We start from the raw sequence: 14,414 nt of genomic DNA on the forward strand, positions 1-14,414 counted from the left end.
ATTACAAACGATAAACCAGCATGATGTTATTGGCCGGGAGCGCGTATCTCGCGCTTCTGGCCATGCCATGCTGCGCGGCGACATCATCGAGCGCCCCGGCCTCGCGCAGCCCCCAGCGCGGGTCACGCGCCTTGAGACTGGCATCGAATTCGAGGTTGGACGGAGCGGTTTCCACGCCCTGTTCGATATAGGGGCCATAGAGGATCAGCGGCCCCTTGCCCGCTCGCAGCACCTGCGCTGCCCCCGCAAACAGCCCCAGCGTCGCTTCCCAAGGGCTGATATGCACCATGTTGATGCACACAATCGCATCTGCGGACGTCACAGGCCATTGATCAGGCGCTGACGCATCGAGCAGCAGCGGATCGGCAAGGTTTGTCCCGGCATATTCCGCCCGATAGGCCGCGATCGAAGCCAGCGCCTCTGCCGAGGGATCGGTCGGCTGCCATGCGAGCGCGGGGAAGCGTCCGGCAAAGAACATCGCGTGCTCCCCCGTCCCCGCCGCGATTTCGAGGACCCGCCCCGATGCTGGAAGTTCGCGGGCAAGCACCTGCGCAATCGGTTCGCGGTTGCGCAGGGTGGCAGGCGCGTGCTGCTTTGCAGTCACGAGACCTGCCGCTCCTGCCCCTCCCAATAGGGCGCGCGCAGTTCCCGCCGCAGGATCTTGCCGCTGGCGTTGCGCGGCATCAGCGGGATCACGTCGACGCTTTTGGGCGCCTTGAACGCCGCGATCCGCTCGCGTGCCCATGCGATCACATCGGCCTCGTCGATCTCGCAGCCGGGCTTGGCGACAACGCAGGCCTTGACCTCCTCGCCCCACTTGGCGCTCGGCACCCCGATCACCGCGACCTCGGCAATGGCGGGATGACCGTAGATCGCGCTTTCGACCTCTGCCGGATAGACGTTCTCGCCGCCGGAAATGATCATGTCCTTGATGCGGTCCTGAATGTAGACATAGCCATCCGCATCCATCACGCCCGCATCACCGGTGTGCAGCCAGCCGTCCGGGTCGATGGTCTTTGCGGTCGCCTCAGGCAGCTTCCAGTATCCGGCGGTGTTCGAGGGCGAGCGGATGCACACCTCGCCGATCTCGCCGCGGGGCACCTCGACATTATCCGGCCCGCGCACCTCGATCCCGACGCCGGGACACGCCTTGCCCGCCGAACGCATCCGCTGGTTGCCTTCGGTCGAGTGGTCCTCGGGCGGAAGGATCGAGATCGTGCCGCTGGTCTCGGTCATGCCATAGGCTTGCAGGAATTTGGTGGTCGGCATGGTGCGCACCGCTTCCTTGAGCAGTTCGAGCGGCATGGGGGCAGCGCCATACATCAGGTATTTCAGATTGCCGAAGTCGGTCGTCGCCGCACGCGGGTGCTGGACCACCATCTGGAGCGCAGCGGGCACGATGAACATATGCGTCGCCCCGGCCTCGATCGCCTCGAGCACGCCGACAGGCGAGAATTCCGCCTGCACGAGGCTGCGCACACCGTTCGCCACCGCAATGTTGACCAGACCCGTCCCGCCGATATGCGCACACGGCATGGCGACGAGCATGCAGTCCGAAGGCTCGTAGAACTGCCAGTCCAGCCCCGCCTCGTTACCCGCATTCCTGAGGCCGAGCAGGTTGGTGTTCGACAGCATCGCCCCCTTGGGATTGCCTGTCGTCCCCGACGTATAAAGTTGCAGCACCGGATCATGCGGGCCGGGCGGAGCGTAATCCGCCGGTTCGAAGCCCGCCGCCGCCGTGCGCGCCGCCTCGCCCTCGATCACTTCGGGATTGGCAGGGACTTCGCCCGCCACCTGATGCGCCACGCCAACGAATTCGGCATCGGCAAACAGCAGCTTGGCCTCGGTATCGCCGAGAATATAGGCGATCTCGCGCGGGGCGAGGCGCCATCCGATCGGCACCATCACCGCCCCCATCCGGGCCGCAGCGATATAGAGCAGGAAGTAGATATCGCGGTTCTTGCCCAGCCACGCCACGCGGTCGCCTGCGGTAATGTCGCGAGACTGCATCAGCGCGATAAGCTGACGGGTCAGCCGGTCAGCCTCGGCATAGGTGATGATCCGCCCTTCCTGATCGAAGGCAATGCCGTCGGGGCGCTCCTTCGCCCAGAAATGCATGATCGCGTCGAAATTCTGGTGATCGTGATAGGCGTTTCGCGCCATGGCGGTGCTCTCTCCCAAAAGCTGTGGGGGAGAGGTTAGGCGAATCCGCGCGAGCGTCCAGCCGCCAATTTAACGAAACTGCCCCTGCCTGCGCGCCATCGGTTCGCGCAGCCCCAGCCACACCAGCAGGCCCAGCGGCCCGGCCATCAGGGTCGCCAGCAGGATCGGGGCCTGCACGAAGCGCGAGACGCCCTTGGCATCGGCATCGCGGGCAATCCACAGGCCGACGAACAGATCGAAGGCGAGATAATGCGTCCAACCGATCGTCACCCCCGCATCGCTACCGAAAATGGCGCGCACGCCGGCAATGGTGGTGAAATCCGCCCCGCCGCCTTGCGGGTTGGGGATCAGCCCACTCACCACCCCGATCAGCCCGCCTGCATAGATCAGGCACAAGAGGCCGACACCGAGATAGAGCACGCCCGAAAGAAGGGCAGGCCAGCGCGGCAGGGCGATCAGACCGGCCCACGCGATCAGCGCGAGCAGATTGACCATGCTGAACCATGCGTTCCAGTCGATCATGCCACCTCTCCCTCGGCATCGGCATCAGCCACGCGCCGCCATTCACGGGCGGCACGGCGCATCGCGTCATTATCATGGGTGAAGCGCCCGCCCGCCCGCCGCAAGGCAAAGCCCAGCGCCGCCTCGGCCACCAGCCCTGCATCGATCGACCGGAACCGCGCCCACTTGCCAGACAGCAGCGGATCGACCAGCGGCGCAGCCAGCAGTGCGGCGCGCTCGGCAAAGCGCAGATCGTCCACCCGCTCGCCCCTGAGCAGGCCGGGATGGAGGATGTCGAGCCGCTTGAAACCGACCTTGGACACCGCCTCCTCGGTTTCGCCCTTCACCCGCATGTAGAAGCTTTTGGAGCGCGCATCGGCTCCGGCGGCGCTGACCAGCACCATGTTGGGCACGCCTGCTGCCTTGGCCGCCCTTGCGGTGGCCAGCACCAGATCGTGATCGACAGCGCGGAACGCCGCTTCATCGCCGCCCACCTTCTTCATCGTGGTGCCAAGCGTGCAGATCAGCGCGCGCGGACGCACGGCTTCGAGCACTTCGCCCCATTTGTCGGGCTCGGCCACGAACATTTCCATGCGGGCGCCAGGCGGCAGCGGCGCCTCGCGCCGGGCGATGCCGACGATCCGCGCTTCATCGCCGGCGCTGGAAATTGTGATCACGCGGCGGCCGACAAGGCCGGTCGCGCCGACCAGCGCGATCCGCACGGGGCCGCGCGCGTCAGACATTGATCAGCCCCGAAGGACGCTCGCCATAAATGCTGCCGACCGCCTGCATGGCGAAACGGTCGCTCATCCCGGCGATGAAATCGGCGATCACGCGGGACCTCTGCGGCTCCTGCGCGGGCAGGCGCGCCTGCCAGTCTTCGGGCATCAGCCGCGCATCCTGCGAATAGGCGGCAAACAGCCGGGCGACGACATCGCGGGCGCGCTCTGCCGCCGCAACCTGTTCCGGGTGGTAGTAGAGCCGTTCGTACATGAAGGTCTTCAGCCGCCGTTCCTGCACCGCCATGTCAGGCGAGAACCCGGCCAGCTGGCGCCCCGCGGCGCGCACGTCCGCGACCGAACCGAGGCCCTTCGCCTGCTCTGCCGTGTGCTCCAGCACATCATTCACCATCAGGCCGATCTGGTCGCGGATCATCTCGCGCAGCAGACGCTCTCGCGGGGCATGGGGAAAGCGCTTTTCGACCGCCCGCCACTGGTCTGCGAGGAAATCGAGCGTCAGCAGGTCATCCAGCTCCAGAAACCCGGCGCGCAGGCCATCGTCGATGTCGTGATTGTCATAGGCAATATCGTCCGCCACCGCGGCGACCTGCGCTTCCAGCGAAGGCCATGTGCCCAGATCGAGCGGAAAGGCCGCGTCCAGTTCCGCCAGCGCCCAGCCCGGCGCGGTGACCGGGCCGTTATGCTTGGCCAGCCCTTCCAGCAGATCCCAGGTCAGGTTCAGCCCGTCATGTTCGGGATAGGGGCATTCGATCCGCATCACCGTGCGCAGCGCCTGCGCATTGTGGCAGAACCCGCCATGCCGTTCCAGCGCGCCGGACAGCGCCGCCTCGCCCGCGTGGCCGAAGGGCGGATGGCCGAGATCGTGGGCAAGGCACAGCGCCTCGGTCAGATCCTCGTCCAGCCCCAGCGCACGGGCGATCACGCGGCCGATCTGCGCAACTTCGAGGCTGTGCGTGAGGCGGGTGCGGTAGTGGTCGCCATCGGGAGCGATGAACACCTGCGTCTTGGATTTCAGCCGCCGGAAGCTCATCGAATGGACGATCCGGTCGCGATCGCGCTGGAAGGCGCTGCGCGGCCCGCGCCGTTCGCCGGCAAAGCTGCCGCCAAATTCGCGAGGGCTGTGGGTTTCGGGATCGGCGGCGTAGGGGGCGCGGGACATCACGCAGCCGCGATTAGGGGAGGTGGCGGCGCACCTCAACCGGAACAGGTCGGGAACCTTGCGGATGGGAGGAGATTATGGAGCCGCCTTCCGGTGATTGGGGGGGAGGAAGGCGGCCCCAAGGGCCGTTCGGTGCGACCCGAAGACCCGGATGATGCCATTTCATTTTCGTGACAAAATCCGCGGGCGCCCTAGCCACAAAAGTTAACGCGTTGCACCCCTTGCAACCGCCCAAATCGACCAAACGCCCACAATGCCGGACGAGCGGACGATCAATCCCCGCCTTCGCCCCCGAGAATCCACTCCGCCGCAGCCTCGCAGTGGATGCGGGTGCTGTCGAAGATCGGCAGGACATTGGCATCGACATCGACCACCAGATCAAGCTCGGTACAGGCCAGCACAATCGCGCCTGCGCCTTCCTGCGCCTTGTTGGTGATGATCGTCTTCAAGGTCCGCTCCGCCTCGCGGGTGACCTTGCCGACCATCAGCTCGTCATAGATGATCCGGTCGAGCATCTCGACATATTCGAGATTGGGGGGCAGCAGATCGATGCCGTGCGCCACCAGCCGCTTGCGGTAGAAGCTTTCGGTCATCACGTTGCGGGTGCCCAGCAGCGCGGCACTGGTGGCGCCGGCACGCTTCATGGCAAGGCCGACATGTTCGGCGATGTGGAGGATCGGGATGTTCACCGCCGCCGCGACATCATCATACAGGCGGTGCATCGAATTGGCGCCGATGATCAGCGCCCCTGCGCCCGCGCCCTCCAGCCGCCTGGCACTGTCGATCAGCACGCCCGAGGCGCGCCGCCAGTCGTGATCTTCGACAAGCCCGCAAAGCTGTCGAAAATCAAGGCTCTCGATCAGCAGCGGCGCGCTCGCCATCGGGGGGCTGCGCTTCTGGACCATGCGGTTGATGTAATCATAATAGGTGGCGGTCGACACCCAGCTCATGCCGCCAATGATCCCGAGCTTGCGCAAACCCGCAGTCCTTTCCGTATTCGTGTGCAATTGCGAAGGGATGTAACGGCCAAGCGTTCCTCCCGTCCAGTGCGCAGCGGATATGCGGCGGCTTTATTCCCCCGCCTGCGCCGGGGCGTGCTGTGCAAGCCACGGCTGAAGATCGGCAAGCGTCGCTTGCGCCGCCTCTTCATGCGGCAGATGGCCGATGCGGGGATAGACCACCAGACCGGCGTTCGGCATGGTCTTTGCCAGCCATTGGCCCGCCTCGACCGGGATCAACCGGTCTTCCTCGCCCCACAGGATCAGGGTCGGGGCGGTCACTCCGGCAATCTCGGCCTCGGTCAGGGATTCGTAGGGGTAGGCGAAACGCTTGAGCGTCGCGCGGCGGTTGCCGGGGTAGCGCAGCAGTTCCCAATAGCGGTCAACCGCCGCCTCGCTCGCGACAGACTTGACCGAGACCGACTGTTCGAGGCTCTGCCTGATCAGCGAGCGCGGGGTGATCTGTTCGACCAGCAGGTTGATCCCCGGCGTCTGGGCGATCCGGAACCCGATATTGCCGCCGCCGCTGTCCTTGCGGGTCTTTTCCCCCTTGAGCGGCAGCATCGGCCCGCCGCTGCCATCGACCAGCACAAGGCCGGCCACCCGGTCAGGATGCGCAACGGCAAAGGCCAGCGCATGCTTGCCGCCCATCGAATTGCCGCCGAGGATGAAACGATCCAGCCCCAGCCTGTCCGCCACCGCCAGCACATCGGCCACATAGTTGTCGCGGCTGTAATCGTGCTGCGGATCGGGGCCGGTCAGGCCGTGGCCGACCTGATCGAAGCGGATCACACGGTACTGGCCCTTGAGCGCCTGTGCCCACGGCTCCCAGGTGTGCAGATCGGCGTTGGAGCCGTGGAGCAGCACGATCGCGGGGGCATCCTTCGGCCCCTCGTCGCGCAGGTGAGCCGTCACGCCATCGCCGATATCGACGAATTGCGAAGGTGGGCCGCCATACTTGGCCCGCATTTCCGCCGCATCCGTATCGGGGGTGCGGAAGATCAGGAAGGCGATACCCAGCACCACCAACAGCGCGAGCAGCCCGCGCAAGGCCCACTTTTTCATTTCATCTCCGCAATCCAGCGCCGCACCACCGCAACGCCATCGTGATCCACACTGCTCTTGCCCAGTTCGGGCATGGCGATGCCGGGTTCGGCGCTGTCCATCCGGTAGAGCAGGATCGATGTGTCGGGCTGGCCCGGCAGCACCGAGAAATCATGCCCGCCCGCCCCGCGCCCGGCAGCGACCGGCCGCTTGAAAATGCCGATCGCGTGAGGCTCCTGCTGCTCCCAGCGCAGATCGAGGCCAGAATTGGACGCACCCCCGCCCGGCTGGTGGCAATGGGCGCAGTTCACATCGAGATAGGCGCGGGCCAGCGGCGCGGCGGGGCCGGTCGCATGGGTGCGCCAGTCGGGCAGCATGTCTGCACCATCAGGCATGCGGTCGAGCGCGCCCGCTTCAACCATCGTCCCAAGCCACCCGGCGGAAAGGTTGCGCGCCTTGGGCCCGATGGGAATGACCGCTCCGTTCTTGGAATGGCAGGATTTGCACTGGTTCTTGTTGGGGATGGCATAGGAAATCGCCTCGCCCGCAGGGGTGACGAGATCGATCCGCCCGCCCGCCAGCGCCAGCGTGGCATCGGTCTGTTCGTCATTCCAGCGATAGGGCAGCGCCACCCAACCATCTGCGCGGTGCAGCAGCAGGCGGGTTTCGATGAGGCGGCGATTGTCGCCCTCGCCAAAGGCAAAGGTCTTGATGATCGCGCTGCCGACAGGAAATTGCAGCAGGCCCCCGTTGTCTTCGGCGCCATCCGCAGCCAGCTTCGCGCCGGGGGGAAGGTAGATGAAGCGCAGCTTTTCCGCCCCGTCCGACCATAAGGGCGTGTTGAGGCTATAGGCCTCCACCCCATAGGTGCCCCATTGCTGGCGCATATCGGCGAAAAAGCCGTATTCGGACAGGTTCCGGGCCATGCCGCCCAGCACCGCCGCATCATTTACGGGTGCCGGACTGCGCGCACCCGCCATCGACGCGACCAGCGCCGCCACGGACAGGGCGAGGATCGCGCCGCGCCTCACTTCAGCCGCGCCTCCAGTTCCGCAGGAGCGCCGACTTCCGGGAAACTCCAGCTTTCGAGCGGCGTCAGGGCCAGCGGTGCAGGCTGGGCCTCGGCCAGATCCTGACCGGGCCGGGACAGGTTCAGCGTCCAGCCGCTTACCCCTTCGGCGATCATCAGCCCGTTGCCGTCTTCCACCACCCCGTCCCACATGACCGGCGGCAGCGCTCCGCCGAAGGCTTCGAGGAGTTGCTCCTTGCCATCCAGCTGCGGATCATCCCCGCCGCGTCCGAAGGTGTTGGGGCCGACGATCACGTTCCTTGCATAGGGGTTGTAGCGCGCATCCTCGAAGGCTTGCGTATAGGCGACCACCATCACATGGGCGGTGGGGTTGTTGTCGAGGATGTTCTCCTCGATCAGCACGCCGTCATTCGCCATCACCAGCACGCCCGTGCCGCGCCGGACGCCCGCCACGATATTGCCCGGCGGGGCGAAATTGGGGGTGTCGTTATCCACCACCAGATTGCGCCGCAGGATCACGTTGCCCCCGTTCATCACCGGCAGGCCGGGCAGATCGAACACCAGCAGTCCGCCGGTGTTGCGCGTGGCGATATTGTTTTCGACCAGCGCATTGCGGCTGTTCTCGATCTCGATGCCCGCGACATTGGCCTCGACGATGTTGTTGCGCACGGTGATATCGCGGCTCTGGCCGACATAGATGCCGGCATCCGACGCGCCCGAAACCTTGGAACCCGTCACCAGCACGCCGGTGCTTTCGACCGGATAGATGCCGTAAGCGCCATTGGTGGCAAGCGGGCCGCCCGTCCATGTCACACGGACACGGCTGTAGACGATATTGTCCGCCCCCTTGGACTTGATGCCGTCACCCTTGGGGTTTTCGAGCGCGAAATCGCGCAAGGTCACGTTGTCGGAGGTGACCAGCAGGCCTTCACCAGCGCCCTTTTGCGTGGTGAAATCGAGCACGGTTTCATCCATCCCCGCGCCGCGCACCGTCACCCCGTCAACATCGAGGCTGAGGCCATCGGTCAGCACGAAGCGGCCCTTGCCCAGTTCGATGGTATCGCCGGGCGCAGCAAGGATCAGCGCCTCCTGTAGCCGCGTGGCGGCGCCCTCGCCCGGTTCGACCCGGTGGGTTTCGGCGGCGAGCGGTGCTGCGGTGGCGAGCAGCGCAGCGGCAAGAGCCAGTCGTCTCATGGTGTTCTCCCTCTCCGCCGTGCAGTGTGGCGCATCGGGGGGAGAGAATGCAAGCGCCTCAAGCAGCGCAGCGGTAGGCGAACAAAAACCTTACCCGATCCCCAGCGCGCACAGCCCGGCAGAGGTGGTGAGCACCGCCACCGCCTCGCCATCGTCGACGCGGTCAAGCCGCTTGATCAGTTCGCCGAGGCCATAGCCTTCTTCCGGCTCGCCCGGTTGCGCGGCCATGCCCTGCCTGAGCTTCCACAGCTGGATCACATTGAGCCGGTCGACCATCCGCTCTGCCATGCAGGCGGCGCGCTTTTCGCCGATGCCGGATTGGGTCAGCGCGCTTTCGACCTGCGCGGCGATCAGCGGGTTGGCGAGGCCGGTGTACACCGCCCCGCCCGCCAGCGCGGCAAGAACCAGCATCCAGAACAGCAGTTTCTTCACAGGCAGCCTATTTGCTGTCGCATCACCGAGAAGCCGAAAACCGGTTCCCACTTTTCGGCGCGATGCTTAATCGAGCGACTTGACGATTTCCTCGACCATCTTCTTCGCGTCGGCGAGGAGCATGACGGTCTGGTTCATGTAGAACACGTCGTTGTCGACCCCGGCATAGCCCACCCCGCCCATCGAGCGCTTGATGAAGAACACCTGCTTGGCCTTGTCCACGTCGAACACCGGCATCCCGTAGATCGGCGAGGACTTGTCGGTCTTGGCCGCCGGGTTCACCACGTCGTTCGCGCCGATGATGAAGGCGACGTCGCACTGGGCGAATTCGGAGTTAATGTCTTCGAGTTCGAAGACCTCGTCATAGGGCACGCTGGCTTCGGCCAGCAGCACGTTCATGTGCCCCGGCATACGGCCCGCGACGGGGTGGATGGCATACTTCACCTCCACGCCCTTTTCCTTGAGCTTGTCGCCCATTTCGCGCAGCGCGTGCTGGGCCTGCGCCACCGCCATCCCGTAGCCGGGGATGATGATGACCTTCTCGGCCTGTTCGAGCATGTAGGCGGCATCTTCCGCGCTGCCCTGCTTGTAGGGCCGCTGCTCGCGCGCACCACCCGCTCCGCCGCCCGCGCCGGCATCGGCACCGAAGCCGCCGGCGATCACCGAAATGAAGCTGCGGTTCATCGCGCGGCACATGATGTAGCTGAGGATCGCGCCCGACGAGCCGACCAGCGCCCCGGTGATGATCATCGCGCTGTTGCCGAGCGTGAAGCCCATCGCCGCTGCGGCCCAGCCCGAGTAGCTGTTCAGCATCGAGACGACCACCGGCATGTCCGCCCCGCCGATCGGGATGATCAGCAGGAAGCCGATGATAAAGGCCAGCACCGCCACCGCGATGATCATCCAGCCCTCGCCCGCCCCGCCTTCGGGCGAAACGGTGTAGAGGCCGATCAGACCAAGGATCGCGGCCAGCGTGCCGAGATTGATCACATGCCGCCCCGGCAGCATGATCGGCGAACCGCTCATCCGGCCCGAAAGCTTGAGGAAGGCGATGACAGAGCCCGAGAAGGTGATCGCACCGATGGCGATGCCGAGGCCGAGTTCCACACGGCTCACGCCAAGGATCTGCCCCGCTTCATCGACGATCCCGAAGGACTGCGGATCGAGCCACGCGCCAAAGCCCACCACCACTGCGGCAAGGCCCACCAGCGAGTGGAAGCCGGCGACCAGTTCGGGCATGGCCGTCATGGCGATGCGTCGTGCGACAACAATGCCGACAGCCGCGCCGATGCCGATGGCCATGCAGATCTCGGTGATGTTGGCGAGGTCGTGGGTCACCAGCGTCGTCACCAGCGCAATGGCCATCCCGATCATGCCGTTGCGGTTGCCGGTGCGCGAGGTCGCCGGACTGGAAAGCCCGCGCAGCGCGAGGATGAAGAACACGCCCGAGACGAGATAGGCCAGCATCGCCCAGGCGGGCGTGCCGCCCTCACCCGCAGCGGCGGCGGAAAGCAGGGAGAAGGTCATCGCTTACTTCTCCTTCTTCTTGTACATCGCGAGCATGCGCTCGGTCACGGCAAAGCCGCCGAAGATGTTGATGCTGGCGAGCACCACTCCGAACAGGCCGAGATACTTGGCAACCGGGCTGTTGGCCTCCGCCGAAGCAATCAGCGCACCGACGATGATCACCGAGGAGATCGCGTTGGTCACCGCCATCAGCGGGGTGTGGAGCGCCGGGGTGACCGACCAGACAACGTAATAGCCCACGAAGCAGGCCAGCACGAAGATCGAGAGAATCGAAATAAAGTCCATGTCAGCCCCTTGTTGCGGTCCATGGCAGAACGAAATTGCGGCCCTCGGCCCAGGTCTGACCGACCATCTTGCCATCCACGAGGCAAGCCGAGGTGTGATAGAGCCCCTGCCCGTCAGTCGTGCGGAAGGCGACGCAGTTGCGTCCCTGTGCTGTCCCGGCGCGCCCGGCGAGAATCTCGCTGTTGTAGAAGCTGCCGGTCACCCCGCCATCGGGCGCCACGGTCAGCACCATCGGCTGCGAATAGGCCTCGTCCGTCAGTTCCAGCCTGAGATCGACGCTCCAGCTGCCAGAAAGCGACGCGGCGCGTTCTTCAGCGGGCGTGGCGGCGATGAGGACCGCGGCGAGCGGCACCAGCGCCCACCTCACCCGGCAAGCCTCTCGTTAACAACCTTGCCGCCCTGCGTCAGGCGGATGGCATTGCCGATTTCCTCGTCGAGCACGGGCCGCTGCGCCTCCTTGTCCCAGAAGGCGCTGAGGAAGTTGTAGTGGTTGCGCGCGAACAGCGCCGATGCGTCGGCGGGGAGCGCGGCGGGGGTGTTGGCATAGCCGATGATCTTCACGCCGTGCTTCACCACGACCTGATCGGCGACCGAGCCTTCAACATTGCCGCCCTGCGCCACCGCGAGATCGAAGATCACGCTGCCGGGCTTCATCGTCGCGATCTGCGCGTCGGTGATCAGGCGCGGCGCGGCGCGGCCCGGAATCAGCGCGGTGGTGATCACGATGTCCTGCTTGGCGATGTGGCTGGAGACCAGTTCGGCCTGCGCCTTCTGGTATTCCTCGCTCATTTCGGTGGCATAGCCGCCCGAGCCTTCACCTTCGATGCCTGCGACATTCTCCACGAAGATCGGCTTGGCGCCCAGCGACTGGATCTGTTCCTTGGTGGCGCTCCGCACGTCGGTCGCCGAGACCTGCGCGCCGAGCCGGCGGGCGGTCGCGATGGCCTGAAGGCCCGCAACGCCTACGCCCATGATGAAGACGCGCGCGGCCTGCACCGTGCCGGCCGCCGTCATCATCATCGGGAAGGCGCGGCCATAGGCGTCGGCTGCCGCCAGCACCGCCTTGTACCCTGCAAGGTTCGATTGCGAGGACAACACGTCCATCGACTGCGCACGCGTGATGCGCGGCATGAATTCCATCGACAGCGCTTCAAAGCCCGCTGCCGCATAGGCATCGACCACATCGCGCTTCGTGAAGGGATCGAACAGCGCGGCCACCCAGGCCCCCGGCTTCGCGCCCTTCAGCAGCGCGAGATCGGGTGCCTGAATGCCCAGAATGATATCGGCATCCTTCACCGTAGCCGCGGCGTCACCGACGCTCGCTCCGGCTTCGGCATAGGCGGCATCTTCGACCGAAGCGGTCACACCTGCCCCTGCCTCGACCGCGACCGAGCAGCCGAGCGCTGCAAACTTCTTCACCGTTTCCGGCGTGGCGGCAACGCGCGTTTCGCCGGAAGCGCGCTCTTTCAGGATGGCGATTTTCACGTGCGCGGGCGCTTAGCTGGCGATCGCTGCGACAACGGCGAACACGATCACCGCGATCACCGGGATGGCCCACTTCAGCGTGGCCATGAAGCCGCTGTAGGTGGCCGTGGCCTTTTCCATATCGTGAACTGTCATGATTTTACGTTTCCCCTTGGGCTGTCAAACACGCCAGCGCGCATTTGGTTGCCGAAAAAACACGCCTCGTCATGAGACACTGCCCGCTCCCGTATCGGAGCAGGCCCGCTATCTCAAGCCACCTTTAGTGAGAGTGCGCCGCTTTGCCGCGTTCTACCTGTCCCAACCTGTGACAGCTTTAATCCCGTTTTTACCCCTCGCCCCTATGCCTTGTGCCCTGGAATTGATCCCGGATCACCTCTGACCGGGCCGAGGGAAAGCGAGCGGCACGACTGATGGCTGACATTGATTGCCACCCCGAAGCGCAAAGCGATGCGCGAATCGTGATGCTGATCGATGATGAGCCGGCCCAGTCGCGGCTGATCACCGCGATTGCCGCGCGCGATGGCTGGCGCACGATCGTCGCCCCCGATGCCGAAACCGCGATCGCCATGCTCGGCACCCGCGAAGGCATGCAGCTGTCGGCGATCCTGCTCGATCAATGGGTGCCGGGCGATGATGCCTGCGCGCTGATCGCCGAACTGAAATCGCGCCGCCCCGCCCTGCCGATCCTGATGCTCACCACCAGCGCATCGCCGCTGCTGGCGGTCGAAGCCATGCGTGCAGGCGCGAGCGACTATCTGGTCAAGCCCGTCTCGCCCGACCGGCTGATGGAGGCCCTGCGGTCTGTCACCACCCGCGAATCCCCGCGCGACGAACTGGCCCCGCTGACCGAGAAGATGTCCGCCAGCCTCGATTTCGATGCGATGATCGGCACCGCGCCCTCGTTCCGCGCCGCGCTGGCGCAGGCGGCCAAGGCGGCGCGCGGGCATGGCCATGTGTTGATCGAAGGCGAAAGCGGCACCGGCAAGGAAATGCTGATGCGCGCCATGCACGGTGCCAGCCCGCGCTCGAAAGAACCCTTGCGGATCATCAACCTCGCCAGCGTGCCGCCCGGATCGATCGAATCGGTGCTGTTCGGGCATGAACCCGGCAGCTTCCCCGGCGCCTTCGACCGCCAGATCGGCGCGTTCCAGCACTGCGACGGCGGCACGCTGATCCTCGACGAGATCGACCGCCTGACCCCGGCCCTGCAACAGCGGCTGTGCGAGGCACTGACGAGCGGGATCATCCGCCCGGTCGGTGCCAGCTACGGGTTCCGCGTCGATGTGCGGCTGCTGGTGACCAGCAATGTCGGGCTCGACCGGATGGTGGAGGCCGGACAGTTCGACGCCGATCTTGCGGCCAAGCTGGGCGCGACCCGCATCCTGCTGCCCGCGCTGCGCGAACGCACCGGCGATATTCCCGCGCTGACCCGCCATTTCCTCGCCCGGATCGGCGAACAGCCGGGTCTCAACCACCTTTCGGTATCGGACAGCGCGCTGGCGCTGCTGGCCGCCTATGAATGGCCGGGCAATGTCCGCCAGCTGCAATCGGTGCTGTTCCGCGCCGCGGTCTATTGCGACGGCAACACGCTGACCGCCGACAGCTTCCCGCAATTGTCCGAGATGCTGGGCGAACAGGGCAGCGTGACCACGGCAAGCGTGCACGACGGGGTGGGCATCATGCTCTACACCCCCGACGGCAACCTGCGCCCGCTGGAAGAGATCGAGGCTGACGTGATCCGCCTTGCCATCGGCCATTACCGCGGCCGCATGACCGAAGTGGCGCGCAGGCTGGGGATCGGCCGTTCGACCCTTTACCGCAAGCTCTCCGACCTCGGGATCGATAACGCGGCGTAA

The 14,414-nt window shown here is 65.6% G+C and carries 16 protein-coding genes; 1 reads left to right on the forward strand and 15 read right to left on the reverse strand.

Features of this window, described 5'->3' with window-relative positions; translation table 11 throughout:
- Position 1 precedes the first annotated feature (1 nt).
- The 15 genes from ACU0AG_RS00005 to ACU0AG_RS00075 form a co-directional block, all read right to left on the reverse strand.
- Positions 2 to 604 carry a DUF938 domain-containing protein gene (locus ACU0AG_RS00005; RefSeq protein ID WP_482780202.1) on the reverse strand — a complete coding sequence of 201 codons (603 nt, stop codon included), beginning with the start codon at positions 602 to 604 and terminating at the stop codon, positions 2 to 4.
- Complete coding sequence (locus tag ACU0AG_RS00010; protein ID WP_482780203.1) at positions 601 to 2,163, reverse strand: long-chain-fatty-acid--CoA ligase; 1,563 nt, start codon at positions 2,161 to 2,163, stop codon at positions 601 to 603. Before ACU0AG_RS00010 ends, ACU0AG_RS00005 begins: the two co-directional genes overlap by 4 nt.
- Before the next feature lie 69 nt (positions 2,164 to 2,232).
- Positions 2,233 to 2,685, reverse strand: a complete 453-nt coding sequence (locus ACU0AG_RS00015; RefSeq protein ID WP_482780204.1) for an ABA4-like family protein — start codon at positions 2,683 to 2,685, stop codon at positions 2,233 to 2,235.
- Positions 2,682 to 3,407 carry an NAD(P)H-binding protein gene (locus ACU0AG_RS00020; RefSeq protein WP_482780205.1) on the reverse strand — a complete coding sequence of 242 codons (726 nt, stop codon included), beginning with the start codon at positions 3,405 to 3,407 and terminating at the stop codon, positions 2,682 to 2,684. Before ACU0AG_RS00020 ends, ACU0AG_RS00015 begins: the two co-directional genes overlap by 4 nt.
- A complete protein-coding gene (locus ACU0AG_RS00025) occupies positions 3,400 to 4,563 on the reverse strand; it encodes a deoxyguanosinetriphosphate triphosphohydrolase (RefSeq protein ID WP_482780206.1) in 1,164 nt (387 codons plus the stop codon). Before ACU0AG_RS00025 ends, ACU0AG_RS00020 begins: the two co-directional genes overlap by 8 nt.
- Before the next feature lie 272 nt (positions 4,564 to 4,835).
- Positions 4,836 to 5,540, reverse strand: a complete 705-nt coding sequence (locus ACU0AG_RS00030) for an aspartate/glutamate racemase family protein (protein ID WP_482780207.1) — start codon at positions 5,538 to 5,540, stop codon at positions 4,836 to 4,838.
- Between the two features lie 93 nt (positions 5,541 to 5,633).
- On the reverse strand, positions 5,634 to 6,626 hold the full coding sequence (locus ACU0AG_RS00035; protein ID WP_482780208.1) for an alpha/beta fold hydrolase: 993 nt from the start codon (positions 6,624 to 6,626) through the stop codon (positions 5,634 to 5,636).
- Complete coding sequence (locus tag ACU0AG_RS00040; protein ID WP_482780209.1) at positions 6,623 to 7,636, reverse strand: SO2930 family diheme c-type cytochrome; 1,014 nt, start codon at positions 7,634 to 7,636, stop codon at positions 6,623 to 6,625. The genes ACU0AG_RS00035 and ACU0AG_RS00040 overlap by 4 nt, the downstream gene beginning before the upstream one ends.
- Positions 7,633 to 8,829, reverse strand: coding sequence for a parallel beta-helix domain-containing protein (locus ACU0AG_RS00045; protein WP_482780210.1), 1,197 nt, complete (start codon positions 8,827 to 8,829; stop codon positions 7,633 to 7,635). Before ACU0AG_RS00045 ends, ACU0AG_RS00040 begins: the two co-directional genes overlap by 4 nt.
- Before the next feature lie 90 nt (positions 8,830 to 8,919).
- Complete coding sequence (locus tag ACU0AG_RS00050; protein WP_482780211.1) at positions 8,920 to 9,261, reverse strand: hypothetical protein; 342 nt, start codon at positions 9,259 to 9,261, stop codon at positions 8,920 to 8,922.
- Positions 9,262 to 9,327: 66 nt separating this feature from the next.
- Positions 9,328 to 10,788: an NAD(P)(+) transhydrogenase (Re/Si-specific) subunit beta gene (locus ACU0AG_RS00055; protein WP_482780212.1), complete on the reverse strand. Its 1,461-nt coding sequence runs from the start codon at positions 10,786 to 10,788 to the stop codon at positions 9,328 to 9,330.
- Between the two features lie 3 nt (positions 10,789 to 10,791).
- Entirely contained in the window at positions 10,792 to 11,073 is a 282-nt protein-coding gene (locus ACU0AG_RS00060; protein ID WP_296306960.1) for an NAD(P) transhydrogenase subunit alpha part 2, read from the reverse strand.
- Between the two features lies 1 nt (position 11,074).
- On the reverse strand, positions 11,075 to 11,425 hold the full coding sequence (locus ACU0AG_RS00065; RefSeq protein WP_482780213.1) for a hypothetical protein: 351 nt from the start codon (positions 11,423 to 11,425) through the stop codon (positions 11,075 to 11,077).
- Between the two features lie 11 nt (positions 11,426 to 11,436).
- The gene (locus ACU0AG_RS00070; protein WP_482780214.1) at positions 11,437 to 12,558 is read right to left on the reverse strand and encodes an NAD(P) transhydrogenase subunit alpha; all 1,122 of its coding nucleotides are present in this window, start codon (positions 12,556 to 12,558) and stop codon (positions 11,437 to 11,439) included.
- Between the two features lie 12 nt (positions 12,559 to 12,570).
- Positions 12,571 to 12,693, reverse strand: a complete 123-nt coding sequence (locus ACU0AG_RS00075) for a hypothetical protein (protein ID WP_482780215.1) — start codon at positions 12,691 to 12,693, stop codon at positions 12,571 to 12,573.
- A gap of 275 nt (positions 12,694 to 12,968) precedes the next feature.
- Here ACU0AG_RS00075 and ACU0AG_RS00080 point away from each other — a divergent pair, with 275 nt between their 5' ends.
- Complete coding sequence (locus ACU0AG_RS00080; protein WP_482780216.1) at positions 12,969 to 14,414, forward strand: sigma-54-dependent transcriptional regulator; 1,446 nt, start codon at positions 12,969 to 12,971, stop codon at positions 14,412 to 14,414.

The sequence above is a fragment of the Erythrobacter sp. RANMB8 genome, from assembly GCF_056848235.1.

Coding starts and splice junctions, on each gene's coding strand:
- ACU0AG_RS00035 (WP_482780208.1), bottom strand. CDS start 6,626: ATGAAAAAGTGGGCCTTGCGCGGGCTGCTCGCGCTGTTGGTGGTGCTG.
- ACU0AG_RS00020 (WP_482780205.1), bottom strand. CDS start 3,407: ATGTCTGACGCGCGCGGCCCCGTGCGGATCGCGCTGGTCGGCGCGACC.
- ACU0AG_RS00045 (WP_482780210.1), bottom strand. CDS start 8,829: ATGAGACGACTGGCTCTTGCCGCTGCGCTGCTCGCCACCGCAGCACCG.
- ACU0AG_RS00015 (WP_482780204.1), bottom strand. CDS start 2,685: ATGATCGACTGGAACGCATGGTTCAGCATGGTCAATCTGCTCGCGCTG.
- ACU0AG_RS00075 (WP_482780215.1), bottom strand. CDS start 12,693: ATGACAGTTCACGATATGGAAAAGGCCACGGCCACCTACAGCGGCTTC.
- ACU0AG_RS00080 (WP_482780216.1), top strand. CDS start 12,969: ATGGCTGACATTGATTGCCACCCCGAAGCGCAAAGCGATGCGCGAATC.
- ACU0AG_RS00060 (WP_296306960.1), bottom strand. CDS start 11,073: ATGGACTTTATTTCGATTCTCTCGATCTTCGTGCTGGCCTGCTTCGTG.
- ACU0AG_RS00010 (WP_482780203.1), bottom strand. CDS start 2,163: ATGGCGCGAAACGCCTATCACGATCACCAGAATTTCGACGCGATCATG.
- ACU0AG_RS00055 (WP_482780212.1), bottom strand. CDS start 10,788: ATGACCTTCTCCCTGCTTTCCGCCGCCGCTGCGGGTGAGGGCGGCACG.
- ACU0AG_RS00025 (WP_482780206.1), bottom strand. CDS start 4,563: ATGTCCCGCGCCCCCTACGCCGCCGATCCCGAAACCCACAGCCCTCGC.